24 protein-coding genes are annotated in these 26,422 nt (G+C 42.4%); 7 read left to right on the top strand and 17 right to left on the bottom strand.

The window, feature by feature from the left end; all coding sequences use genetic code 11:
- Positions 1-12 precede the first annotated feature (12 nt).
- From thiE to thiM, 3 genes are read right to left on the bottom strand one after another with little or no spacing between them, the layout of a single operon-like run.
- On the bottom strand, positions 13-654 hold the full coding sequence (gene thiE / locus ACWPWY_RS13880) for a thiamine phosphate synthase (RefSeq protein ID WP_454192216.1): 642 nt from the start codon (positions 652-654) through the stop codon (positions 13-15).
- Positions 651-1,463 (bottom strand): bifunctional hydroxymethylpyrimidine kinase/phosphomethylpyrimidine kinase, encoded by an 813-nt coding sequence (gene thiD / locus ACWPWY_RS13885; RefSeq protein ID WP_454192217.1) that lies wholly within the window; start codon positions 1,461-1,463, stop codon positions 651-653. Before thiD ends, thiE begins: the two co-directional genes overlap by 4 nt.
- A gap of 1 nt (position 1,464) precedes the next feature.
- The gene (gene thiM, locus ACWPWY_RS13890) at positions 1,465-2,304 is read right to left on the bottom strand and encodes a hydroxyethylthiazole kinase (protein ID WP_454192218.1); all 840 of its coding nucleotides are present in this window, start codon (positions 2,302-2,304) and stop codon (positions 1,465-1,467) included.
- A gap of 871 nt (positions 2,305-3,175) precedes the next feature.
- Here thiM and ACWPWY_RS13895 point away from each other — a divergent pair.
- The gene (locus ACWPWY_RS13895; protein ID WP_454192219.1) at positions 3,176-5,170 is read left to right on the top strand and encodes an endonuclease MutS2; all 1,995 of its coding nucleotides are present in this window, start codon (positions 3,176-3,178) and stop codon (positions 5,168-5,170) included.
- Positions 5,171-5,285: 115 nt separating this feature from the next.
- On the top strand, positions 5,286-5,495 hold the full coding sequence (locus ACWPWY_RS13900; RefSeq protein WP_454192220.1) for a cysteine-rich CWC family protein: 210 nt from the start codon (positions 5,286-5,288) through the stop codon (positions 5,493-5,495).
- An 86-nt stretch (positions 5,496-5,581) separates the two neighbouring features.
- Here the strand turns inward: ACWPWY_RS13900 and ACWPWY_RS13905 are convergent, their stop codons facing one another.
- Together ACWPWY_RS13905 and ACWPWY_RS13910 are read right to left on the bottom strand one after the other, a co-directional pair.
- Complete coding sequence (locus ACWPWY_RS13905; RefSeq protein ID WP_454192221.1) at positions 5,582-6,862, bottom strand: MFS transporter; 1,281 nt, start codon at positions 6,860-6,862, stop codon at positions 5,582-5,584.
- A complete protein-coding gene (locus tag ACWPWY_RS13910) occupies positions 6,859-7,359 on the bottom strand; it encodes an ArsR/SmtB family transcription factor (RefSeq protein ID WP_454192222.1) in 501 nt (166 codons plus the stop codon). The genes ACWPWY_RS13905 and ACWPWY_RS13910 overlap by 4 nt, the downstream gene beginning before the upstream one ends.
- Positions 7,360-7,802: 443 nt before the next feature.
- On the opposite strand from ACWPWY_RS13910, the gene ACWPWY_RS13915 reads away from it, so the two are divergent.
- The 4 genes from ACWPWY_RS13915 to ACWPWY_RS13930 are packed head-to-tail and all read left to right on the top strand — an operon-like array spanning position 7,803 to position 10,658.
- Entirely contained in the window at positions 7,803-8,447 is a 645-nt protein-coding gene (locus tag ACWPWY_RS13915) for a hypothetical protein (protein ID WP_454192223.1), read from the top strand.
- Between the two features lie 55 nt (positions 8,448-8,502).
- Positions 8,503-8,640, top strand: coding sequence for a hypothetical protein (locus ACWPWY_RS13920; protein ID WP_454192224.1), 138 nt, complete (start codon positions 8,503-8,505; stop codon positions 8,638-8,640).
- Position 8,641: 1 nt separating this feature from the next.
- A complete protein-coding gene (locus tag ACWPWY_RS13925; protein WP_454192225.1) occupies positions 8,642-9,982 on the top strand; it encodes an arsenic transporter in 1,341 nt (446 codons plus the stop codon).
- 13 nt (positions 9,983-9,995) lie between these two features.
- Positions 9,996-10,658, top strand: coding sequence for a DUF2642 domain-containing protein (locus ACWPWY_RS13930; RefSeq protein WP_454192226.1), 663 nt, complete (start codon positions 9,996-9,998; stop codon positions 10,656-10,658).
- Between the two features lie 205 nt (positions 10,659-10,863).
- On the opposite strand, the gene ACWPWY_RS13935 is transcribed toward ACWPWY_RS13930, so the two are convergent.
- From ACWPWY_RS13935 to ACWPWY_RS13985, 11 genes are all read right to left on the bottom strand, one after another.
- Positions 10,864-11,202, bottom strand: a complete 339-nt coding sequence (locus ACWPWY_RS13935; RefSeq protein ID WP_454192227.1) for a hypothetical protein — start codon at positions 11,200-11,202, stop codon at positions 10,864-10,866.
- Between the two features lie 199 nt (positions 11,203-11,401).
- The gene (ptsP, locus tag ACWPWY_RS13940) at positions 11,402-13,114 is read right to left on the bottom strand and encodes a phosphoenolpyruvate--protein phosphotransferase (protein ID WP_454192228.1); all 1,713 of its coding nucleotides are present in this window, start codon (positions 13,112-13,114) and stop codon (positions 11,402-11,404) included.
- A complete protein-coding gene (locus tag ACWPWY_RS13945; RefSeq protein WP_160034496.1) occupies positions 13,107-13,382 on the bottom strand; it encodes an HPr family phosphocarrier protein in 276 nt (91 codons plus the stop codon). The genes ptsP and ACWPWY_RS13945 overlap by 8 nt, the downstream gene beginning before the upstream one ends.
- 105 nt (positions 13,383-13,487) lie before the next feature.
- Positions 13,488-15,533, bottom strand: coding sequence for a glucose-specific PTS transporter subunit IIBC (gene ptsG / locus ACWPWY_RS13950; RefSeq protein WP_454192229.1), 2,046 nt, complete (start codon positions 15,531-15,533; stop codon positions 13,488-13,490).
- Positions 15,534-15,779: 246 nt separating this feature from the next.
- A complete protein-coding gene (gene glcT, locus ACWPWY_RS13955) occupies positions 15,780-16,634 on the bottom strand; it encodes a glucose PTS transporter transcription antiterminator GlcT (protein WP_454192230.1) in 855 nt (284 codons plus the stop codon).
- 140 nt (positions 16,635-16,774) lie between these two features.
- The gene (locus ACWPWY_RS13960) at positions 16,775-18,295 is read right to left on the bottom strand and encodes a flotillin family protein (RefSeq protein WP_454192231.1); all 1,521 of its coding nucleotides are present in this window, start codon (positions 18,293-18,295) and stop codon (positions 16,775-16,777) included.
- A gap of 27 nt (positions 18,296-18,322) precedes the next feature.
- Complete coding sequence (locus tag ACWPWY_RS13965; RefSeq protein WP_454192232.1) at positions 18,323-18,841, bottom strand: protease; 519 nt, start codon at positions 18,839-18,841, stop codon at positions 18,323-18,325.
- Between the two features lie 165 nt (positions 18,842-19,006).
- The gene (locus tag ACWPWY_RS13970) at positions 19,007-20,170 is read right to left on the bottom strand and encodes an iron-containing alcohol dehydrogenase (RefSeq protein WP_454192233.1); all 1,164 of its coding nucleotides are present in this window, start codon (positions 20,168-20,170) and stop codon (positions 19,007-19,009) included.
- Positions 20,171-20,349: 179 nt separating this feature from the next.
- Positions 20,350-21,966 carry a UDP-glucose--hexose-1-phosphate uridylyltransferase gene (locus ACWPWY_RS13975; RefSeq protein ID WP_454192889.1) on the bottom strand — a complete coding sequence of 539 codons (1,617 nt, stop codon included), beginning with the start codon at positions 21,964-21,966 and terminating at the stop codon, positions 20,350-20,352.
- Between the two features lie 13 nt (positions 21,967-21,979).
- The gene (galE, locus tag ACWPWY_RS13980; protein WP_213534292.1) at positions 21,980-22,981 is read right to left on the bottom strand and encodes a UDP-glucose 4-epimerase GalE; all 1,002 of its coding nucleotides are present in this window, start codon (positions 22,979-22,981) and stop codon (positions 21,980-21,982) included.
- A gap of 3 nt (positions 22,982-22,984) precedes the next feature.
- The gene (locus ACWPWY_RS13985; RefSeq protein WP_454192234.1) at positions 22,985-24,163 is read right to left on the bottom strand and encodes a galactokinase; all 1,179 of its coding nucleotides are present in this window, start codon (positions 24,161-24,163) and stop codon (positions 22,985-22,987) included.
- A gap of 223 nt (positions 24,164-24,386) precedes the next feature.
- On the opposite strand from ACWPWY_RS13985, the gene ACWPWY_RS13990 reads away from it, so the two are divergent.
- Positions 24,387-25,274 carry an AraC family ligand binding domain-containing protein gene (locus ACWPWY_RS13990; protein WP_454192235.1) on the top strand — a complete coding sequence of 296 codons (888 nt, stop codon included), beginning with the start codon at positions 24,387-24,389 and terminating at the stop codon, positions 25,272-25,274.
- A gap of 85 nt (positions 25,275-25,359) precedes the next feature.
- On the opposite strand, the gene mgrA is transcribed toward ACWPWY_RS13990, so the two are convergent.
- A complete protein-coding gene (gene mgrA / locus ACWPWY_RS13995) occupies positions 25,360-26,361 on the bottom strand; it encodes an L-glyceraldehyde 3-phosphate reductase (protein ID WP_454192236.1) in 1,002 nt (333 codons plus the stop codon).
- Positions 26,362-26,422 lie beyond the last annotated feature (61 nt).

Raw genomic sequence — 26,422 nt, forward strand, 5'->3', positions numbered from 1 at the left:
ATTCTTATGTTTCTAACGTCGCAGCCGCTTAACGCTCTTTGCAATATCATCTGCCAGGCTGATCGCTGAAATCACCGCTACTCCGTCTGCTCCTGCCCCCAGCACCTTAGCTGCATTCATCCCAGTAATGCCCCCAATCCCAACGATGGGCATGTCCATGCCTTGCAACCTCATAGATTCAATAATCTCCGGTCCCTGCACGGCATGTGCATCCTCTTTGGAACTCGTGGGATAAATCGGCCCGACTCCGATGTAATCAGCACCTTGATCTTCTGCTATTCTGGCTTCCTCCATTGTATGGGCAGAAACGCCGAGAATCATATGGCCGATTCGCTCTCTTACCTTTGCTGCCTCTTCATCGTCTTGCCCGATATGCACACCATCCGCTCCGATCGCAAGCGCCAAATCTACATCATCATTGACAATGAAGGGAACGCTTTTTTCTCGGCAGAGCTGCTGCAATCGAATAGCAAGTTCCGTCCGTTTCGCTCCACTAAGTGATCCGAGACCCTTCTCTCGAAACTGAAATAAGGTAATACCGCCATTAAGCGCTTCGGTTAACGTAACCACCGGTGATCTCTTGCAATTTTGACTCCCCATCACAAAATACACTTGGAGTAATCTCTTCATACGATTGTTAGAAATTCGGGTCATACCATCACTCCCTTATGCTTGGCGTATGCCCAGTGATTCGTAGGACCATGTCCGCTTCCAATACCCAGTGCATCGGTAAGAGCAGCTTGCACGAATTCTCTCGCGATCCATGTTGCTTCTCTCATATCTGTTCCCTTGGCCAATTGTGCCGTAAGTGCCGCTGCGAACGTACAGCCCGTCCCATGAGAATGAACGGTATCAACGCGTCTTCCCGAAAGCTCTGTGAAAGATGTACCGTCATATAAAATGTCCATTATGATGTCGTTCACCGCATCATGCCCACCTTTGATGATCACATTTGCCGCACCTAGATCGTGTAATCGTCTTGCCGCTTCCTTCCGATCGGCAACGGTGTGAATCTCCATTCTCGTCATGACCTCGGCTTCCGGAATGTTTGGCGTAACGACAAGCGCAAGCGGAAGCAGATGCAAGATAAGAGCTTCCACCGCTTCCGACTTCAGCAGAGAGGTTCCACCTTTGGCAATCATCACGGGATCTATGACCAGCTTGTTCACATGGTACCTACTAATCCTTTCCGCTACCGCTTCAATAATTTCACTGCCAAACAGCATCCCTGTCTTCACGGCATCCGGTCTCAAATCAGAAAATACGGAATCGATCTGCTCCACTACGAAATGAGCAGGCAGGGGATGAACTCCCTGTACCCCAAGTGTATTTTGCGCAGTGACCGCAGTAATTGCCGACATGCCAAAGGTACCCAGCTCCTGAAAGGTCTTGAGGTCAGCCTGAATACCAGCCCCGCCTCCGCTGTCTGATCCTGCAATGGTTAATGTTTTCACAACGGGCATCCTAAATCCCCTCCTTACTGAACAAAGAATGAAGATCCAAGACCGTTACATAATCTTCAAAAGAAGATGGAGTAAGATTCGATAATTCATCCAGAAAAGCAATCTGAAAACTACCAGGCCCCGCTTGTCCTCTGTTCTCTGCTGCCTTTAACGCTGCGGCTCCGTAAAATCCAAGACCAGCAGTTCCTGCTTCCATTATGGAAGGTTCAACAGCTAAAAACGCACCGATGACAGAAGTAAGCAAACACCCTGCTCCTGTCACGCGCGTTAATAGAGAATGGCCTGACTTCACGACATATCCCACATCTCCATCCGTAATCACATCTTCTGGTCCGGATACAATGACGGCGGTTCCAAGCGTACGTGCAGCACGTATGGCTAACTGTGCTCTTTCTAATATCTCGGTTTGACCTGCGTCCACCCCTTTAACAGTCATGAATTCGCCAATCAGGTGGCTGATCTCCCCTGCATTGCCTCGGATCAAAGTTACATTCACCTCACGGATCATGCGAAGGGCCGCATCCGTACGATAAGGTGTTGCTCCCGTACCAACTGGATCAAGCAATACTGGGACTCCATAAGCATTCGCAGCTTTTCCTGCCACGATCATGACGTTTACAAGGTCAGTCGTTAAGGTGCCGATATTGAGTACCAGCGCACGAGCATTTTGGACCATGTCGGACACTTCTTCCTCCGCATAGGCCATAACGGGTGATGCGCCAAGTGAAAGCAGACCGTTAGCCGTAAAGTTCGTGACTACCGTATTTGTTATGTTATGGATTAAGGGCTGTTCTTCATGAATGCGGGTAATGAGGGATGATAGTTTCTTTATATTCGGCATGTTTCATCAGACCTTTCTTTCTCGAGATAAGGGAGTCTGATCTAATGTCTTTGGCGGTGAAAAGATAGATAACTGAGGCATGAGATAAGCCTTACATTATCCCAAGAAGAATCATGATTTTTTTTGCAGAATGCACAAAAAAACGCATGCGAATGCATGCGTAAATATACATGTTCGCTCCCTACGCTGGCATTATCCATGGCAGGTTCCACCGGTCAACAACAGATTAGTTGTACTCTCAGCTTGCTTCCGCAGGCTCCCGTTCTACGATTTAGTTTTAGAATCCTTTCCAGTTTACACCAGGATATGATCATGGGCAACCCAGGTTTGACATTTCATCTGTTGCCGCATATAGTAGTTTATAACATCTATTCAAAGGAGAGAATTTCATGTCGGGGTATGTTCTTAACTAATCAAATTTCATACTGAGGATTTCTTTTTTTCGTCTCTATAGCGACGTTTATTTTTCGATGCCCTGCTATGGCGGCTAGATCATCCTCGTGAAATCAGTTAAGAACAGCGGACAACATAACTCTCCAGCGGGTAGTCACCCCCCGGATATTATTGTGAACGTAAGGCCGTGCTGTTTTTCAGCACGGTCTTTTTGTACCTCCATTACTTCTTGAAGGTAACGTTAACAAAAAAGGTTGCGTAGATATACAGATATGATTGGCGAAGAATTTATGTATGCTCTGTAAGCCACAAGCTTTTAGAGGATGCAGATCATACCTTCTGCGATCAATCCTTCTTATCGTACGCCTTACCTATCCGAAACTTCCCCATAAAAGGCAGAGCAATGAGCGCAATCGTTCATTGCTCTGCCTTTTTCTGTTTTTCACCACACTTTATAAAAGGAAAAGGAGCTTATCACATGAATAAGAGCAGTAAACAGCGTCTTGAATTCGGCATGGTAAAAGAACAACTGAAAGGTTATGCAGTATCCTATCTCGGTGAGGCTCAAATAGAGCAACTTGAACCGATCATGAATGTAAAGCTCATTCGTCAGAAACTTGGGGAAACAGAAGAAGCTCTGGAGCTGATCCGTTATAGTTCCAGCATTCCGCTTCCTTCCCTAACGGGGATGGAGAATATCATGCATCTACTGGGTACCGGTTATCTGTTTACAGAACAAGATTTTATGAATCTGCTGCAGTTTTTGAGAAGTTGTCATCAACTCCAGAAATATATGATCAGCAAACAAGACATCGCTCCAAGCGTGGCATCCTATGCGAATTCCATGCATACCTTGGATTCCCTTAGGGAGGAAATAGAAAGATGTATTCATCTAGGACGAATTACGGATCAGGCTAGCAAGGAACTGGCGAAAACCCGTAAACTAGTAGCAATCACCGAAGATCGACTGAAAAAGAAACTGGACACTTTATTAAACAAGCACCGTTCCATTTTACAAGATCAGTTAGTTGCAAAAAGGGGCGATCGTTATTGCCTTCCTATTCAAAAAGAGTTTCGAAAACAGCTAAAAGGTACCATCATCGACGAGTCAGCAAGCGGTCAGACCGTATTTATTGAACCCGTGGATATTTCGATGCTCCAAATGGAACTGAACATGCACAAAGTACAGGAACAACGTGAGGAAAGTAAAATCCTTAGTGAGCTTACCCAGCTAGCTGATTCTTATCATTATGAACTACAAGTGAATACCGATACGGTAGGTCTGTACGATTTTCTATTGGCAAAAGCACGTTATGCTCTATCTATACAGGCACGATCTGTGGAAATAACGAGTGATGGAAGCATCCATTTACATGAAGCAAGGCATCCTCTTGTAAAAAACATGGTCCCGCTCAATTTCCATATTGGTGATTCCTATCGGTCTCTCATTATTACAGGGCCCAATACAGGCGGAAAAACGCTTTGTTTAAAAACGATTGGTTTGCTTACGCTAATGGCACAATCGGGTCTGCTTATTCCTGCTGGGGAAGGAAGTCAACTCAGCATGTTTGAACAGATTTCCGTGGATATTGGAGATGGACAGAGCATTGAACATGCACTGAGTACTTTTTCTGCACACATTAAGAACATGATTGATATTCTGCGTACAGCGATTGCATCGACTCTCGTCCTGATTGACGAAATGGCTTCTGGGACAGATCCTGGTGAAGGCACCGGATTATCGATTGCCCTGCTTGAAGAATTGCATAAAAGAAAGGCGGTTGTTGTTGCCACGACTCACTTTACCGAGATCAAAAACTTTGCCGGCAGTACGCCTGGTTTTGAAAATGCGCGGATGGAATTCGACACAGAATCGCTTAAACCGCTCTATCGACTAACGATTGGGCAAGCGGGCCAAAGCTACGCTTTTGCGATTGCACTGAAGCTCGGAATACCACCTCATATCATTGAACGGTCAAGAGAAATTGCAGCTAAACCAGTCGCAATTGCCTTCCCCTTCTCAGTGGCATCTGCAGCGACTACACCAGCAAGAACGGTGGAAGATTCCTCTACCGCTCAGCCTAATCGCCACGAGGAAGCACAACAGCAAGATTTACAGCCGAAGATCCAGAAGGAGCAGCCTGCTCTCTCAAGTCCTCAAGAGGACAGTGAGGAGAAACAGAAGGACAAACCGATAAAAACGGGAGATCGTGTACTGATTCCTTTTATGAAGGAGTCTGGTATTGTTGTAGATACGGATGCAAGAGGTCAATGTACCGTGCTGGTAAGAGGCAAACGAATTCAGATCGCTCGTAAAAGATTACAACTTCAAATCTCTGCCGAAGAACTGTATCCAGAAGAGTATGACCTTGATATTGTATTTGAGTCGAAAGACGTCCGTAAGAAACGGAAATTAATGTCCAAAAAACATGTGCCCGGACTAACCATCGAAAAAAAACCTGAAGATCTGTAAGGTAGGAATTTTATTTTTACATGCGCCATTCTGTTCTGTCACACAGAGCATCTACGGCTCCCGGCACAAATATGATAAACTAAATGAAATTATAATTCAGTTAGAGAGGTTCGATATGGACACACGCTACATGAATAATCCGCTGATCTGCCCTCTATGCCGTAAACCTAATCATTGTGCTTTTGCTGCGGGAAGACCTGCTGAGGAGTGCTGGTGCATGAATCTATCTGTACCCAAACTACTACTTGCGCAAATTTCAGACGAACAAAGAGGGAAATCTTGTGTATGCGAAGCCTGTGTAAGTGCGTATATGGCAGATGCCTGAAGGTAAAAAGCACCCTAAAGAATGGACACTCACGGAAAATGTCTACTCTTTTAGGGTGTTTTTTTAGATTAGCTATACAAAATTTCTTATGCCTGGAATACTCTATCCGTCACATGATCAGAGCTTGGGAGCTTCCGGGTTGTCTTATCAAACAACCAATACAGACCAATCAACAACACAGACAGTCCGCTTAAGCCAATAATCACTTCACTTCCAAACAACTCTCCCAAAATACCTCCGCATAACGATCCAATAGGCGCTGCAATACCGCTGAGGCTATATGATGCTGAGAATACTCTACCTAATAGATGCTGAGGAATTCCTTTCTGAATATAAGAATTGATCAGAATATTAGTCACTCCACCGGGAACCCAAGACAAACCGTATATAATCATCATCATCCAGATATTTGGGCTTAGTACACTAAGGGTCCACAATATACCGCTCACCGAAAACGCAACAGCATAGATAAGCCCCATACCGATTCTCTCCAGTTTCAAAAAAGGAGCGATCAAAGCTCCAAACATACTCCCCATCGCTTGCGCCATCAGTAAAAGCCCATACAATTCGGGCCCCCCATGTAATTTACTAAACGCAGGCAAAACCACAAACGTTGCTCCCCCGACCAAATTAATGACAATCATCCCCCAAAGAAGTCTCGAGAACGATTTACCTAATAGAATTTGGATTCCTTCCAGGAGTTCTGTTTTATAGCGTTGTAATATCGCTGATATGTTCTCCTCTTTAGCGGGCTGACTCTGTTCAAGTTCCATTTGCTGCTTATGCTTCGGAATTCGGAGGAAAGAAAATAAAATAGCACTGATTATGAATAAGACGGAATCCAGTAAATAAATGGAGACAGCTCCGATGATTACGATAAGTACACCGGATACTGCATTACAGAAGGTATCGATTCCCTGACCTGCAAAGGTGAAATAGGAGTTCGCTTTGGTGAGATCTTTTTTACTAACGAAAGAAGGTAACGATGACATCTGTGCGGGGTATATGAGTGTGTTGAAGATTGATATAATCGGTGAAATGATAAGAACAAGGACAATATTCAGCTGACCAAAATAACTTGCTGCAGGAATAATAAAGAGTAGAAAAGCTTGGATGAGCTGAGTATGGATGAGCAGATGCCGTATCGATATTCGGTCGATGATCGGGCCGCTGAAGAATTGAATAAACCTGGGGATTAGTGAGAGGAAACCAGCGAGTCCCGTATAAAAAGTAGAGCCGCCAAGCTCCGATACCAGCCACATCGCCGCTACCGCATAGATAGAGTCTCCTACATTCGTGACGAGCCTTCCCAAGAACATAAATAGAAAATTCCGATTCATGAACAGATTCATTGATGGATCACTCAACCTTTCTTCTCTTGCTTAGGCTCTGTCGATATGATCTTGACTCCAATACTAAATTCTTGTTTATCATCATTCCTATCCGCTGTAGATTTTTCAAGCCAACGTTCCAGAAAGCCTCTAAATTCATTGGCCATTTCTTCTTTCTGCGCCCCAGTTAACTCCAACCGAATGCTTAATTTGGTTGCATCTGCGGACTCATATTGATCACTGAGTACGGGATCAATGATTTCTGCTCCTTCTGTGTTAAACCATTTCGACTTGGATTGATAGTACTTTTCGGTAACCCCTCCGTTCTTTTTCTCTTCCACGATGTCAAGCAGACCGCCATCATACAATTTTTTGATGTGGTAGTGAACATTCCCACCTGATTCACCAAGAAGATCAGCAACTTGCTTTGAGGTTTTCGGAGAATCGAGCAAGTACTTCATAATTTTCACTCGCAACGCACTGCTTAATAATTTGGATTGTTGAACGGAAATATTCAGCATTTCCTCATTCATAAATAAGTCTCCTTTTATCGATCTGTTTTTATAGATCATCAATCTGTGAAATTAGATTATCATTTCGAACTGGAATTGTAAACCATCATACGCTCATCTATATACGAAATTGAAGTTTGAGCTTGATCTGAAGGTAGATAAATAAAATAAGACTATTAACTGTTCACTACAGTTATAGCCTTCCACATGGTGAAAATACTATTCCTTCTCTTATCTTCTTCATTGAATTCCGATGACAAGTAAACAATCTACCTGTAAATCATAGTTAAACAACTAGATTCTACTCATTTGCAAGCCAATTGTATGTTTGGCTAGTCCCTTTTTGCTACAAGTCACATATTAATAAACTACAGATAGACTTGAAGGACCAATGGAGGGGAACATTTCTGAAATTGATTCTTCTAATCTATCAAATTTTAAGTAAGAGGAAGGGGAAATAAATAATGAATAAAAAGGGACAAAGCATGAGAGGTTTAATAGGTAAAGTAGTGAAGATTAACCGAGGTGGACCGGAATCATTTGAAGGAACATTAGTAAAGATCAGTTCCGACTATATGGTTGTACGTAACAAAGAAGGCTTCATTTATGTGAATGAATCCCATGTTAAAAGTGTAACCGAAGCAGGACATTCCCACCGTGAAAAAGGACCAAAACAGAAGCTTATCCAATCCAATGATTTTCATGGAGTACTAAAATCTTTACGTCTTAAACGCGTTCAGATCAATCAGGGAGGACCTGAAAAATTAGAAGGGGTACTCGTAAGTGTGTCTCATAATCGATTGATTATCATATTGAAAAACAATGAAATTGTTCGTGTTTTCATTCATCATGTTAAAACAATCTCTGTTCATGTCCACGGCCACAATAACGAAAACAATGAAAATAATAACCAAGCTAAAGATAATCAATCCAAGGACAACCAATCGAATGACAATAAATCGAAAGATAACAAATCGAATGATAACCAATCGAGAGGGAACCAATCCGGGGCGAGAAACAATCAATCCAGAGGGAACCAATCCGCTGGCAGACAATCCCGGGGCGCTCAATCCCAAGGGAATCGCAATGCAAAGAAAACAGCAAAATAAGATAAAGAGATAAATTAAAAACCAATTTTCAATCAAACTAAAGGGGGGAATCATCATGTTGATATTTATCGCAATCATTTTAACTGGCGTACCTCTATACTTCATTGTCCTTCCTAAGAGATATATGCCGTCCGAAGAAAAAGCCATACAGCTGACACAAGGAATTCTTCCCTTAGGAGGTGAATCCCAATAGAATGCTTGATTATCAGCTTTGGCTGACCTTTGGTGTATTCATCACTACTGTGATCTTCTTAATGTGGCGTCCACGCGGAATGAATGAATCTATTCCAACCTCTTTGGGCGCCCTTCTTCTTATCATCACTGGGGTAACCAATTATACCCACATTGTTGACATTTTCGGTATTGTCTCTGGTGCTGCCGTAACCATTCTATCTACCATCGTCATGTCCATTATCCTAGACAGTATCGGTTTCTTTCGCTGGATTGCGATCAACATAATCGATAAGGCAAAGGGGTCCGGGGTTACATTATTTTGGCTTACCATCTTACTTTGTTTCCTGATGACCATATTTTTCAACAATGATGGCAGTATATTGATCACAACCCCCATTATCATCCGCATCTGCTCTATACTTCGTTTGAAATTGCATCAAAAGCTTCCTTACCTACTCTCTGGGGCTTTAATTGCAACCGCTTCGAGTGCTCCTATCGGGTTAAGTAATTTAGCAAATCTGATTGCTCTGAAAATGGTGGGACTCGACTTAAACACCTACACACTCATGATGTTTGTCCCTTCCATGCTGGGTATTATTAGTATTATGTTATTACTCTATTATTACTTCCGCAAAAATATCCCTAAAAAGATTCATCATTTCCCTAACCAGGTCTCTTCTCCAAACTATCATCCATTACAGACACCACCTGATGAAGGAGAAAAGGTGGATTGGTGGTTATTCCGGGTCTGCATCAGCATCGTCGTTTTCATTCGCGGAGGTTTTTTTCTAGCCGAGAGCGTAGGTATCCCCATGGAGATCGTTGCAATCACTGGCGTTGTTCTCTTGTTATCCGTTAGATATTACCGTACTCGTCAAGGACTGCGAGATGTGTTTACACAGACACCTTGGCATATCTTATTGTTTGCATTCAGTATCTATGTAATTGTGGATAGCCTGCATCGGGCTGGTATCACTGAATCGTTAATTGATCTATTAAAGCCGATTGCTGAAATGGGAGATGCTGCTTTGATTGTATCCTCCGGCATTTTGCTTACCCTTCTATCCAATCTAGTAAACAATTTACCTTCCGTTATGATTGGAACTTTTGTAGTTACAGATCTCGGCTTAACAGACCATCAACTTCACCTAGCTTATCTGGCTAATATCTTAGGAAGTGATATTGGAGCACTGCTAACACCCATCGGTACCCTGGCAACACTGATCTGGATGTATATTTTAAAAACTCACCACATTCGTATCTCTTGGAAACAGTATATGAAAGTCACGTTTATTGTGATACCCATCGGACTAATCATCAGCCTGGTCTCCCTATATATTTGGACATTAATTTTGTTTTGAGAGGAGGTAAACCGTGCAGCTGATCACATCTTGGTTAGGTAAACAAACGGAATTCGTACTTTCGGGTTGTAAAAATCCGATTCAAGGAGAAATGATCGATATCGGAAATGATATTGTTGTCGTCTATGAAAATAACCGTTATATTTATATTCCGATTCATCACCTGCAGCAGATGAGACTTGCTCCCCGTAGAAGTAATATGACGGCCAACACGCCTGCTGATCCTGCCATTGATCATAGTAAAATTTCTTATCGTAAAATACTAATGAACTCAAGAGGAATCTTTAGTGAAATCTCATTAGGCGATCAATCGATTCATGGATACGTCACTGCGATTATGAATGATTACTTTGTATTTTTCTCTCCCCTTCACCACTCGGTTTATATTTCTGTAAAGCATCTAAAATATATCGTACCCTATCCGATTAACACTACTCCATTCTCCCTGAGGCATGAACATTTTCCCGTGCAACCTACCGCTATATCGCTATCCCGAACACTAGATCAACAGCTTCATAAACTGGAAGGACAACTTGTTACTTTGAATCTGGGAGCTAAACCGTACCGAGCTGGATTACTAAAAAAAATAGACGGTAACCTGCTTGAATTGGTAGAAGCCGAAGGCACATCCGTAATGATGCACACGGACCATATCCAAGCGATTCATGTACCTTAATCAACACTCATATCACAGTTTGGTGAAAATGAAGGACCCTTTGTGGTTCTTTTCCTTTTACGGTAAATCCAAATAAAATACAAGAAGACCTTACTGAGGATCTAGTCCCTGCAAGGTCTTTTTTTGATATTCTTATTTCGCTATTCTTATTTCTATAAACATTTTTATATATTCAGCATGACCATTTTATTAAATCTATCTAGGGCTACTTCTTCTCCCACACTAACTCAAGATTTGTTTCATCTGATCCCTGAATATATATTTTGTGTAGGTCATTATATTTATTTTTGATGATGAGGTGGAAGTCACCGCTAGATTTTTGAAGGCTGAGTATATTCCCTTGAATTTGTATATATAGGGCATGATCACGGTAATCTACTTTGTAACCTTTATACAGACTGGCACTATCTATAATTCCACCTGTTAAAGATATAGATTGTTCTGATACCTTGCTTTCCGATATATAGATGGATTCTGGATTGATTACATTAAAGTACGGTAACAACATGATTCCAATAATGACGATAAAAAAGCCAATTATCATTCCTATCCTCATCATAATGCTCTTCAAGAAATATTCACCTCATCCTTTTGACTAAAAGTCTAACCTGCCCTTCATGAAGAAGCAATGCTTTACCCCTTTACGGTTCAATATAAAAAAACGGTATCCGCATATAGCGAATACCGTAGTTACTGCAAAAGCAGTTATAAATTACATTGGAAAATGATAGAGGTCTTGAAAACTATTGTCCGATACTGCGAACAAGTTCAACTACTTGTTCTGCGGTTTGCATATCCAGCGCTTTTGCTGCAAGTTCTTTCATTTCTGCTTGAGACAGCTTAGTTAGCTGACTGCGAGCAGGAAGAATAGAAGTTGCGCTCATACTGAATTCATCAAGACCGAGGCCGAGAAGAAGCGGAATAGCTGTTGTATCTCCTGCCATCTCACCGCACATTCCTGTCCATTTACCTTCACGATGCGATGCATCAATGACCATTTTGATCAAACGAAGGATGGATGGGTTATATGGTTGATACAAGTAAGATACACGCTCATTCATGCGGTCTGCTGCCATTGTGTACTGAATCAGATCATTCGTTCCGATACTGAAGAAGTCCACTTCTTTAGCAAATTGATCCGCTAATACCGCAGTTGAAGGAATTTCAACCATGATACCGAGTTCAATTTTATCCGCAACTTCGATACCTTCCTTCACAAGCTTTTCCTTCTCTTCAAGAAGGACTGCTTTTGCTTCACGGAATTCACCAAGCGTTGCGATCATCGGGAACATGATTTTGAGGTTCCCATGGACACTTGCCCGCAGCAATGCGCGTAGCTGCGTACGGAAGATATCCTGACGATCCAGACAGAGGCGAATTGCACGGAAACCAAGGAAAGGATTCATTTCTTTTGGAAGATCAAGGTATGGAAGTTCTTTATCGCCACCGATATCGAGTGTACGAACAACAACCGGTTTGCCTTCCATTTTTTCAAGAACCGCTTTGTACGCGTTGTATTGTACATCCTCGGAAGGAAGCTTATCGCGTCCCATATAGAGGAACTCAGTACGATACAATCCTACGCCTTCTCCACCGTTATCAAGCACACCTGCTACATCATTAGGAGTTCCAATGTTAGCAGCAAGCTCAACATGAACGCCATCAACAGTTACAGTCGGCTCATCGCGAAGTTTTCTCCACTCTTCAACCTGAGCAGCATAAGCCGCTTGTTTGGATTTATATTCTTCTACCACGGAATCGTCCGGGTTAACAAGAACTAGTCCGTCTAATCCGTCTACGATGATCAGATCGCCATTCTTAGCTTGTGTAAGAATGTCTTTTGTTCCTACAACTGCAGGAATTTCAAGGGATCTTGCCATAATCGCAGAGTGAGAAGTACGTCCGCCAATGTTCGTTGCAAAACCAAGAACATATTTACGGTTAAGTTGTGCTGTATCCGAAGGAGTTAAATCTTCAGCAAGAACGATTACTTCTTCATCAATCTCTGCTGGATTCACAACGGTAAGACCAAGCAAGTGACCAAGCACACGTTTGGTTACGTCCCGCATATCCGCAGCACGTTCTTGAAGATAAGCACTCTTCATATTTTCAAACATTTGAATAAATGTGGTTGCTGTTTCATCCAAAGCAAACTCAGCGTTTACTTTTTCATCAGCAATTTTGGATTTTACTGGATCAATAAGTTCAGGGTCATCCAAGATCAAAAGATGAGATGCAAAGATCTCTGCTTTTTTCTCTCCAAGTTCCTGTAACGTTTTTTCTTTGATTGCTTCGAGCTCGGCTCTGGATTTCTCCAAAGCCGCCTCTAGTTTAGCAATCTCTGCGTCTACGTCGTTAATCGAGCGTTTCTCTACAGAGTAATCAGGGTGCTCCAAGATAAACGCTCGGGCAATGGCAATACCAGCCGAAGCAGCAATCCCGGAAACATTAGGCATTAATTTCGCCCAACCCTTCGTTAACCATAACATCAGTCAAAGCTTGAAGTGCTTCTGCTTCGCCTTCGCCGTTAACGATGATGCTGATTTCATCACCTTTTTCAAGACCAAGGGAAAGTACTCCCAAGATGGATTTCAAAGTTACTTTTTTACCTTTTGCTTCTGCGAAAGATTCTGCACCTTTGAATTTGTTAGCTGTGTTTACCAGCGCTGTTGCTGGACGTGCATGGATACCGTCTTCGTCTGTAATTCTGAATGATTGTTGCATATAAATTCATCCCACTTTCTGTTATTTTAGTTTGGATTTCATTTCAACCATAAAACCACGTAATACATATTACCTTTTTTTTAATGGTTGTGAACCTCAAAATTATTAATGAATTGTGATAATTTTTTCTTCTCCAGCCTTTTGGACCCCTGATTTTTCCAACTTAACCACAGAACCCTCAGGCAGATTAGAGAAAATTACCGGGGAAATAATAGATGGTGCATGTGCTTTCACATATTCCACGTCTACTTCCATAATTGGTTGACCAGCGGATACAAGATCGCCTTCTTCAACCAACACTTTGAATCCTTGTCCTTTAAGTTTAACGGTGTTAACCCCAATATGAACAAGCACTTCTTTTCCACCATCGGACAAAATGCCGATCGCGTGCTTACTAGGGAATACATTAAACACTTTTCCGTTAACCGGAGAATGTATCGTATTCTCATATGGCAGGAAGGCAAAACCATCACCTGTCATTTTCTCAGAGAAAACAGGGTCCGGCACTTGCGTAATATCCAGAAGTTCACCATTTGCAGGCATTACAATTTGCTCAGGAATAATTGCTTCACCAGACTCACCTTGAGCTTGTTCTACCTCTGGTTCTGGATCAACTTCCGGTGCCGCAGGAATACGGCCATCCATAATATCTTTCATTTGCGACTTGATTGTGTCTGAACGTGTACCGAAAATAGCTTGTACATTATTACCCACTTCAAGAACACCCGAAGCGCCTAAATCTTTCAGACGATTCTTATCAACTGTCGATTTATCTTTAACTTCAATACGAAGTCTGGTGATACATGCATCCAGGTGTTTAATATTATCCGAACCGCCAAATGCTTTCAAGATTTGATGAGGCAATTCGTCTTTAGAACCTGCACCTGTCGAACCTGTTTCAATGACTTTGTCTTCACGGCCTGGTGTTTTGAGATTAAATTTCGTAATAACAAAACGGAAACCGAAGTAGTATATTACCGCAAATGCAAGACCCACGACAATAACAAGGTACCATGGCGTACGGTTAGGAATAACTCCAAACAAGATGTAGTCAATTAAACCGCCCGAGAATGTCATCCCGATCTTAACGCCTAGAATTTGCATTACCATAAAGGATAGACCAGCAAATACAGCATGAACTGCAAACAAAAGTGGTGCAACAAACAAGAAAGAGAATTCAAGTGGTTCTGTAATACCTGTTAGAAATGCGGTAAGAGCACCGGATACCATCAGGGAACCAACAACTTTTTTGTTCTCTGGTTTAGCTGTGTGATAGATCGCCAGCGCTGCTGCAGGAAGTCCGAACATCATGAACGGATATTTACCAGTAGTAAACGTACCTGCTGTGAATTCAACTCCATCACGAAGTTGAGCCATGAATATACGCTGGTCACCACGAACCACTTCACCTGCTTGGTTGATATATTCTCCAAATTCAAACCAGAATGGAGAATAGAAAATATGATGAAGACCAAAAGGAATCAGCGAGCGTTCGATGGTACCGAAAATAAATGCTGACAGTGTCTCGTTCGAACTAATCATGCTCTGAGACACAAAGTTTAGTCCATTTTGAATCGGTGGCCATACGAGCGTAAGGATCAATCCGATTAATAATGAAAATGCTGCTGTAGCAATAGGTACAAAACGCTTACCTGCAAAGAACCCTAAGTAAGATGGAAGTTCGATTTTGAAAAACCTATTGTACATGGATGCAGCCAAGATCCCGATTATGATACCCCCGAAAACCCCGGTTTGCAACGTAGGGATACCCAGTACACTAGCATAAGCAGGTTCCTGTAGGGAAAGTACATAACTGTTTACACCCATTACGGTACCCATCGTTACATTCATGATGAGGTAACCAATAATCGCTGCGAGTCCGGCAACTCCGTCTCCGCCAGCAAGTCCTACTGCAACACCAACTGCAAACAGTAAGGATAGGTTATCAAATACGATTTGCCCTGAGTTCATAAGAACGTTGGCAATCACCTGTACCCAATGTGCTTCAAGGACAGGTACGTATTGCAGAAAGTCTGGATTGACTAACAAGTTACCAATCCCTAGAAGCAAACCGGCAGCCGGCAAGATCGCAACCGGAAGCATGACCGCTTTACCGACACGCTGCAACACGCCGAAAAGCTTTTTGAACATTTTCGTCACTCCTTCTGTAAAATCCACATAGTGTTAATTGAAAACGAAAAAAAGCATGAGTTAATAGAGTATTCTTGTTCGACCTATGGGTTATCTTGCCCCAATATAGTCTTCATCAATCATACTTTTCTCAACTCATGCCTGATCGTATCAGTAACACGTTGTAAGTATTAAGTTGTTAAGCTTGTCAAGGACTACATAATAGCACCATCTAAAAAAGAGTGCAAGCCTTTTCAACAAAAAAATTCATTTTTTTGTTTCCTGCTCTTTTTTTTGTGATAACCGCTGCAAATGTAACGCCAGATAGCTGACTTCTGCTGCATACACCGCGTGCTTCATACGTTTCTCCATAACTTTGGTTAACGTCCATGAAAGTGAATACATCTCTGGATATTCTTTACTAAGCAAAGAATCCAGTTTCTGAACCTCAGCCACTTCTTCTCCGCGCTTGATCCGTTCAATTGCGAACCTTAAATGGGTGACAAGCCTAGAATAATCTAAAGATTGCCTAGGAATTTGATAATCAAGTTTATCTTCCACGATCGCTACAAGATCGGCAATTAATTTAGAATGTTGCTGCACTTCACTTAGGTTCTGATTCGTCATTGCACTATAGATATGGAGAGCGACAAATCCTACTTCTTCTTCTCCTAAATCTACACCAAGCCGTTCCTTGATCAGATTTATGGCATAAGAAGCAAAGCGGTATTCCACCGGATATATCTCCTTAGTCTCATACAAAAAAGGATTGTGCATTACAATACCTTGTTCCATCCGTTTCATTGCAAATGCAATATGATCCGTAAGGGCAATGTGAATATGTTCATTCAACTGAACATTGCTTTCACTTGTTATATATAAAATAATATCATTTATCGTTTCAATTAGTTTTTCACTCACTCGCGGAATGAGTTGTTTGTACTGCTCTTGTTCTTCCTGATTGGTTAAGATAAACATCTTCTCTACCGTTTGAAGCGGGATGATATCTCCAGACTTTCGATGAAAACCAATCCCCTTACCGATAACAACAACTTCCTCGTGTTCTGGATGGGTTCCAATAATAACGTTATTGTTCAGCACTTTTGCCACTTTCAGGTTCACTTTTGCACCTCTTTTGCCCCATAATTCTTGTAACATCCGCGTAGTAAATTTAGATAAGGCATACTGCTAAAAGTAACAAATTATGAGGCAGAGGTCAAATGTAGATCTTATTAAACAAGGCTAATCAAACAGGTAATTGTTTAAATAGAATCTTTGGTCGCTGCAACTTCAGCAGGAATGTTGATTTGCTCTATAGCTGCCGGCTCTTCTTTACTTAGTTTTTTGGTAAAACCTTGGATAAGTTGCTCTACATCGATACCGGATACACTCTTAAGCATTTCTGGTGCAGTGGCCATCAGTTCTGTCACATAATTACTTACGCGCGCAGCACCTTCACCTTTACCTGTATCTACGACGGTTAACTTATCAATGGAAGAGATTGGCTCAGCAATTTTACCGGCAAGTTCAGGCAGCATTTTCACGATAATATCGAGTACCGCAGCTTCTCCAAATTTTTGGAAGGCTTCGGCCAATTTTTCTTTTGCTTCGGCTTCAGCTAAACCACGCAGACGAATAACTTCTGCATCTGCTGTACCTTTTGCGAGTTCTGCATCCGCCATCGCTTGACCTTCGAGTCTTTTTTGTTCTGATGTAGCCTTTGCCTGAGTTTCGATAGAATACTGCACAGCATCTGCTTCACGCATTCTTTTTGCTTTATCCGCTTCCGCTGCCTGTTCAACCGCATAACGATCAGCTTCGGCCTTTTTCTTCACTTCTGCATCGTATTGTTTTTCACGAACCATAATTTCTTTTGCTTGCAAGTCAATTTCACGTTCTTTACGTACGAGTTCAACTTTCATTTGTTCTTCAACCATCGTCTGTTTTGCACGTGCTTCTTGGATATGATAAGCCTGATCCGCTTCTGCTTTTGCTGTATCTTGATCTTTCTTAAAGGAAGCGACTTTCAATTCTTTTTCTTTAGCAGCTTCTGCAATGTTTGTATCCCTTAAAAGTTCTGCTTTTTGCCCCTGCTCTTCAGCATTGGCTTTTTGTATTCTTGCATCCCGCACTGCTTCAGCTTCGGCAATTTCAGCATCCCTTTTCACCATAGCAATACGCGGTTTACCTAGAGCATCCAGGTAACCATGTTTGTCACGTACATCTTTAATCGTAAATGATACAATGCTTAGACCCATTTTCTTGAGGTCTCTTGCCGCTACCCCTTGCACTTCTTGAGCAAAACGGTCCCGGTTACGGTACACTTCTTCTACGGTCATCGTTCCTAGAATGGCTCGCAGATGTCCTTCAAGTACTTCTTGCGCCTCACCTCTTAGGGCTTCTACCGGTTTTCCAATGAACTGCTCTGCTGCAGTTGCTACATCTTCAATGGAACTTCCTACTTTGATAATAGCTACGCCATCAGCAATAACAGGAACTCCTTGCTCTGTATATACTTCTGGAGTCGTTACATCAAGTTTGTGAGATAATAAAGAGATAAATTCGGATTGCTGGAATATCGGCCATACGAACGTACCGCCACCTCGAACAATTTTAATTTTTCGTCCGCTGTCATCATCTGAGATATATTTGTTTCCTAAAAAAGAACCTGTTACGATCATAGCCTCATCCGGACCCACTGTTTTGTACCTCGCCCAAAAAGCAATACCCAATACAAGAATCACACCTACAACAATAGCGGGAATTATAAACACATCTGACACACTCATCTCTCCTTATACATATCCATTTTAATAATCCAGTTCAGCCACTTGAAGAACGCCATCAGCAACATCGACAACAACGACTTGGGTTCCGGCAAGAATAGGTTTGGCTTCAAAACTAGTTGCGGTATGTACCGTATTTCCGCTCACCAGCTTAATCATGACCTCTCCATACCCCTTTTCTGGAACAGGAATTGTAATTTCACCCATCTTGCCTGTCAGCTCTCTTATGGAAAACCCTGTCGACATCTCACTATTCCGTGCTGGCTTTATGTAGGCAAAAAATACAAGTACGCCGCCTAGCAGTCCAATGAGCAAAGAAAGAAAAAGATGCCCTGCAGTATCAAGCTCTGTGTACTTGGAGAGCATGATTCCTGCTCCACCAAAGATGGTAATCACACTTGCAATGACCGTTGTATTCAAAAATTCAAACCCCGGCAGTTCAGCAACCCCTTCAAGCAAGCCATCCAGCAAATCTCCAAATATAACGCCGATCACTGCGAAAAGCGCTCCTCCAATCAGACAAGACCAGTATAAAGTTTCCATGTTCCACCCCCTCTCGTCTCCTTTGCACATGTAAATTAATACGTATGAATTAGGAAAATGTTTCAATATTTTGAAACCAAGGGAAAACGAATAAAAAAAAGCCCTTCGCAGAGTAAACACCTGCAAAGGGCTTTTGGTTATACCTATTATATATACAAGTACTAATTACAATGAAGCTTTGTAGATCGCCACAACATCTTCACGTTGTAACTTATTGAAATTACCAAATGGTCCGAACACCATAGCTTTATCTGCCATTGCATCAATTTGACTGTCGTCAATATCATAATCAGCTAAGCGGCTTGGCGCTCCAATGGAAGTCCAGAATGCACGAAGTGCTTCAATCCCTTCGAGGGCAATTTGCTCATCGCTTTTGCCTTCTGGATTCACTTCAAATACATTAATAGCTAAACGTTTGAATCGAGCTACATCTACATGAAGGTTATGTTTCATCCAGTTCGGGAACAAGATCGCAAGTCCACCACCATGAGGGATATCATATACAGCAGATACCGCATGCTCGATGTTGTGGGTCGCCCAGTCACCTGCAAGTCCCATACTTACCATACTGTTTAGAGCCATCGTTCCACAGTATAGAATCGTTTCGCGAAGTTCATAGTTTTCAAGATCATTGATCAGTTTTGGCGCAGCTTCCATCACTGTACGAAGCAGCGTCTCACAGAATCCAAGCTGAACCGGAGTGTTTGGATCCAAATGGAAGTAATGCTCCAGTACATGAGACATCATATCAACCATTCCATATACCGTTTGATCTAGAGGTACAGAGTACGTATGTTCTGGATCAAGGATGGAGAATACTGGGAAGACGAATGGACTTCCCCAGCCCAGTTTTTCCTGAGTATCCTGGTTTGTAATAACAGACCCGCTGTTCATTTCTGAACCTGTTGCAGCCATTGTCAGCACCGTTGCCAGTGGCAAAGCATCTTGAGGCATTGCTTCACGTTTGCAGAAGTCCCACATATCTCCATCGTACTTCGCGCCTGCTGCGATCGCTTTTGAACAGTCAATTACACTGCCTCCGCCAACCGCAAGAATTAAGTCAATTCCTTTCGTTTTACAAATCTCTACTCCTTGATGAACAGTAGACAGGCGCGGGTTTGGTTCCACACCAGACAATTCATGTACTTCTGCCCCAATTTCGTTAAGAAATGAAAGGACCCGATCATAGAGACCGTTACGCTTTATACTTCCTCCGCCATATACAAGCAGAACTTTTTTACCGTATTTCGGAACTTCTGTTTTTAAAGCTTCTAGCTGTCCTTTCCCGAAAATTAGACGGGTTGGATTATAAAATTGAAATGATCTCATCGTGAGAATCGCCTCCAGATTGGTTTGAAAGAATAGCGCCTATATTTTAATGACGTTCTCTCATTATAAGTGCCAGAGTATAGTAAAACAAATCAATAGACGAACCAAAACGAAAGATTACTAGATTTTAATGTAAAATTAGAATAAAGCACACCCTCGCTCAAGGGTGTGCTTTATTGTTAGTTCAGTTCTGTGAAACCAACATGTTGTACAAAACGGCGGAATGCAGCTTTACCTGCTTCATCCCGTTTAAATACACCGGCATGTTCAAGAATTTTCGCGAATTTGATACCTGCTTCTTCTTGAACTTTACCCACTGCTTCTTCCTTCGATAAGGAAGTTCCATATTTATCTGTAAGCTCTTCAATCCATGCTTTGTGCTTATAGAGAGCAGATTGTTCATTCGTTACGGTTTGTTGTCTAAGTTCTTGATCTCCTGCAAGCATGTCTGCGATGAGATCGAGTTCTTCTTTTAAACGACCTGGCAAAATAGCTAGTCCCATAACTTCGATTAGGCCGATATTTTCTTTTTTGAGATGGTGCATCTCTGGATGCGGGTGGAAGATTCCGTCTGGATACTCGCTGCTCGTACGGTTATTACGCAGTACTAAATCCATCTCATACTGTCCATCTTCTGTACGGCGAACAATAGGAGTTACGGTGTTATGCGGTACCCGTTCTCCACTTCCCTCTGTATGTGACAGGATATCAACTGCAGCATCACTGTATTCCTTCCACGCCTCGTAAATCTCATTTCCTGTTTCAAGAAGCGCATCCGGACTTTCGGACGTCAGACGAAGTACGGACATTGGCCATTTCACAAGACTAAGCTTCACTTCTGGAGCTTTTTCACTCGTAAATACAGCTTCCTGTACAGCCTTCTGAATTGGGAATGTATGACGTCCTCCCTGGAAGTGATCGTGCGTAAGAATACTTCCGCCAACGATCGGAAGATCAGCATTGGATCCAATAAAATAATGCGGATACTGATCAACAAATCCAAGCAAACGGCGAAGAGTATCCTTAGTCAGTTTCATCGGTACGTGATCATGATGGAACACGATGCAGTGTTCGTTATAATACACATACGGGGAGTACTGGAACAACCATTTTTCTTCATTTATAGTTAGCGGAATCGTTCTTAGATTCTGACGAGCTGGATGGTTAATCCGGCCCCGATATCCTACATTCTCCCGGCATAACTGACATTTTGGATATACAGGAGGCGGCAAAAGTTTTGCCATTGCAATCTCTTTCGGACTTTTTTCCGGCTTGGATAGATTGATTGTAATCTCCATATCGCCATACTCTGTAGACTGTTTCCAGTATACATTCTTCTTAACTCGTTCCATCCGAATATAGTTGGAGTCTATGGACAGTTGGTAGAAACGGTCCGTAGCTGCCTGAATTCCTGATTTGGACTCATTCTCGCGGAACTCCCGAATCACCTCAGATGGACGGGCCATAAGAAGACCCATAATCTGAGCATCAAGCAAATCACGATACGTATCCGTATTCTCTGCGATCAGTCCAATCTGAGCACCATAATCAATTAAAATATCGAGAACAGGCTGCGGTCCTGAAAGCTCGGACTCATCTACCTCTCCTGCAAAAGGCTCATCGAATTGAAACAAGCTCAGCAGCTGATTACGGCTGTAGTCTACATCTGCATCTTCAATGAGTGTGTGTCTGTGAGCAAACAATACCAGCCTTTCAATGGCATGAAGCGCTTCTTCTGCAGCTGGTAAGGACTGTGAAATTTCTGGAGTTGTTTCTGCACCGGCGTTCATATTCATTTCAGACATTAGTTTACTCTCCTTTGTTGTTCGTACTATAACCTTCTGGATGAGACTGATGCCAGCCCCATGCACTTGCAATTACGTCTTCCAGATTTGTATACTTCGGTTCCCAACCAAGAACAGAGCGAGCTTTTGCGGAAGAAGCTACAAGAACTGCCGGGTCTCCTGCTCTGCGTGGTTCCATTACCACTGGAATTTCAAGGCCAGTTACTTTTTTTGCGGTTTCGATCACTTGTTTTACACTGAATCCTGTGCCATTTCCTAAGTTAAATACATTGCTTTCTTCGCCTTTGCGAAGATAATCTACAGCCCGTAAATGCGCATCTGCCAGATCGCTCACATGGATGTAGTCACGAATACAAGTACCGTCTTCTGTCGCATAATCATCACCAAAAATAGCGATTTGTTTGCGCTGTCCAAGTGCAGTTTGCAGTACCAATGGGATCAGATGGCTTTCCGGTTGATGATCTTCCCCAATTTTTCCGTCCTTATGAGCACCTGCTGCATTAAAGTAACGAAGGGATACATACTTAATGCCGAGTACCTTATCAAACCAAGACATCATGCGTTCCATCATGAGCTTCGTCTCACCATATACATTTGTAGGTTCGGTACGATCTGTTTCTTCAATCGGTACTTTTTCCGGCTCGCCGTAGGTAGCAGCGGTGGAAGAGAATACGATTTTGCTAACCCCTGCATTATTCATTGCTTCCAGAAGAGTCAACGTACCAAATACGTTATTGTCATAATATTTCGCCGGATTCTGCATGCTTTCACCAACCAGTGAATTCGCTGCAAAATGGATGACAGCTTCAATCTTATTCTCGGCAAACACTTGATCCAAAAATGCTTTGTCTCGCAAGTCACCTTCGTAAAAAGCTCCGCCAAGTACCGCTTCACGGTGCCCTGTCTGTAAGTTATCCACTACAACTACTTCTTCTCCGCGTTCAAGGAGTGCCGCTACCGTATGAGATCCAATATATCCTGCTCCACCTGTAACTAAAATCGCCATTTTTTATTCCTCCCCATCCCATTCTTTAACTCCATCGCCAACACCGCATACGTAGAATTCGCCTTCAAGACCTGTACGCTCTTTATATGCAGTTCCTACTTCTTTAACAAAACGTTCTACATCATCTTCATGTACAAGAGATACCGTACATCCGCCAAATCCTGCACCTGTCATTCTAGCACCGAGAGTTCCCGGAATTTTCCGTGCTTCTTCTACCATGACGTCGAGTTCTGTACAGCTTACTTCATACAAATCACGAAGGGAGTCATGCGAAGCGTTCATCAGCTGACCGAATGTCGTAAGGTCGTTTGCGCTTAGCGCTTCAACAGAAGCTAGTACACGCGCATTCTCTTCTACAACGTGTCTAGTCCGGTTCTTCAGTACTTGTTCTCCGAGGTGTACTTCGAGCTCTTCATATTGTTCTGGCTTCAGCTCAGCAAGATACTCGAGTGACGGTACATGTTCTTTCAGAATCGAGAGAGAACGGTCACATTGCTCGCGGCGTTCGTTATATGCGGAATCTACCAATCCCCGGCGTTTGTTCGTGTTACCGATAATGAGTTTGTAAGATCCCGTTTGGAAAGGAACATGTTTGTATTCCAGCGTATCGCACATGAGCAAAATCGCGTGATCCTTCGCTCCGTTTGCAACCGCGAACTGGTCCATAATACCGCTGTTTACGCCAACATACTGATTCTCTGCACGCTGAGAAAGAAGGGAAAGTTCTACCGTATCGATCTTACCGCCTTCCATCGTTAGCAGTGCAAATCCAGTAAGAACTTCTAGCGAAGCGGAAGAAGACAATCCTGCTCCATTTGGAATTTCGCCGTGGAATAACAGGTCATATCCTCTGGTTACAGGAGTTCCTGCTTTTTTCAGTTCAACCATGACACCGACTGGATAATCGATCCACTCATCTGTCTTGGATGCACCAATTTCTCCTACCTTAACAGTTGCTGTATAAGGAATATTGGTAGAGAAGAAGTGAATCTCATCATCTTCACGCTCGCGAATGAGCAAAGTTGTACCAAATTCAAGTGCTGCTGGCAGTACATAACCGCCGTTATAATCAATATGTTCACCGATCAGATTTACACGTCCCGGAGCATAAAATACACGAATGTCAGAAGAGCTGTTACCGTACTGGTTAATAAAAGAAGCTGTAAGATTTTGCACGTTCACGGGTATATCACCTCTTGTATAAGTTGTTTTGATTTATAGGTTTAGTATACTTGAAAGCGTTACACATGGTAATGTAGTGATGTGTTTTATATATGGACAAATGTGACCTTCAAATAAAAATATGTATGGAAAACATTGGTATTAAGGGCGTGTTCACCCTGTTTTTTATGGTATAATCCTTATATCAATAACTAGATAAATCCATAAGGGAGAGCCCATCCCCATGACGCAAAACGAAATTTCATATACGTATTCTATAGCTTCTAATCCAGTTTCTTACGAAAATAGTTCTTTGCACGTTCTGTTTGCAGGCGAAAGTCAAACCAAGCCAAGTCATGCACTTGGGCCTAAAATTTATGATTACTACCTTCTTCATTACATTGAGTCTGGAAAAGGGATTTATAAAACGGAACATCACACTTACCATTTAAAAAAAGGGGATCTGTTTCTTATTCATCCTTCTCAGCTCGTAAGCTATGTATCTGATGAGAAAGAACCTTGGCGATATCGATGGATTGCTTTTACAGGGACAGAAGCCGATGAACAAGTGCAGTATACCGGATTCACTTTAGACTTACCCGTATCATCTGCAGGAGAACAAGAGGAATTTTCGAAGCTCCTCGGTATGATGCAGGAGGCCTTTTACGAGAAAAAAGAGAGTTCACATCTTACCTCCTTAGGATGTTTGTATCTTGTTTTCGCTTTAGCTAAAGAACGGCTTCTTTTAGAGTCAGCATTGCCTCTTGTGGATGCAAGAGTCGGAGGAACGGTCAAGCAAATGATCCAGTACATGTCGACGCAGTATGCTCATCCCATCTCTATAGAGCAAATGTGTTCGAGTCTTGGATATAATCGGGCCTACCTCTCTCGTATTTTCAAAAAAGAAACGGGATTATCTCCTGTAACCTATCTGCTCAAACTAAGAATTGATAAATCAAGACAACTGCTGCGAGAGAGACCCGAGTTATCCGTGGAACAGGTTTCTGCTTCGGTCGGGTTACCGGATGCCCTTTACTTTTCAAGACAATTCAAGCGTTTTTATAAACAATCACCAACCGCCTATCGAAAACAGGTACAAGAGCAGCCTGGTGACAAAAAATCATTCCCTTGAACATTCAAAAAATCCTGCCCCGAGATCACACAAGGCAGGATTTTTTATTAATTTATCATGTTCATTCGTCTATATAAGTACTGCCCTAGGATTCATTGTCTCGAAGAATATTCTCGATTCGTTCTAGTTCTTCGGGAGAAAAATCGAGATTTTGCAGCGCATCGACATTCTCCTTAATCTGATCAGGGCGGCTCGCCCCGATCAGAGCAGAGGTGACTTTTCCACCACGAAGTACCCACGCAAGAGCAAACTGTGCCAGACTTTGTCCTCTTGAAGCTGCAATCTGATTGAGTGCGCGTACTTTACGCAGTGTTTGAGGAGTGATCTGACTTTCGTTTAAGAATACAGACGAACTTTTTGCTCTTGAATTGTCAGGAATTCCATTCAAATATTTACTCGTGAGAACCCCTTGTTCTAATGGACAAAAAGCAATGCTTCCAACTCCATTTTCCTCGAGTACATCCTGAAGTCCATTTTCAATCCAGCGATCAAGCATTGAATATCTCGGCTGGTGGATTAATAGCGGTGTTCCGAGTCCATTTAGAATACGAACCGCTTCTTTGGTCTGATCCGCAGAATAGTTAGAAATCCCAACATATAAGGCTTTTCCCGAACGAACAATATGGTCTAGTGCCTGCATCGTTTCCTCAAGCGGAGTCTCTGGGTCAAAACGATGAGAGTAAAAAATGTCTACATAATCTAATCCCATTCGTTTCAGGCTTTGATCAAGACTTGATATTAAGTATTTACGTGAACCCCATTCTCCATAAGGTCCTGCCCACATGTGATATCCCGCTTTCGTAGAAATCACAAGCTCATCTCGGTAGGGTAATAGGTCACTCGCAAGTACTTGGCCAAACATCTCCTCTGCTGATCCAGGAGGAGGTCCATAATTGTTAGCTAAATCGAAATGAGTAATCCCTAGATCAAAAGCGGTACGAATCATCTCACGACCGTTCTCTAGACTATTAATTCCACCAAAGTTGTGCCAGAGTCCAAGTGAGATGGCAGGCAATTTCAAGCCTGAGCGTCCCAGCCGATTATATGTCATCGTCTCATATCTTGCTTCATTCGCTATATAAACCATTATTGTTCATCCTCTCCCTATTCCTCATGCCACACCATTCATTTCTACTGTTTATGATAGA

This window comes from Paenibacillus sp. Marseille-Q7038, assembly GCF_965111595.1.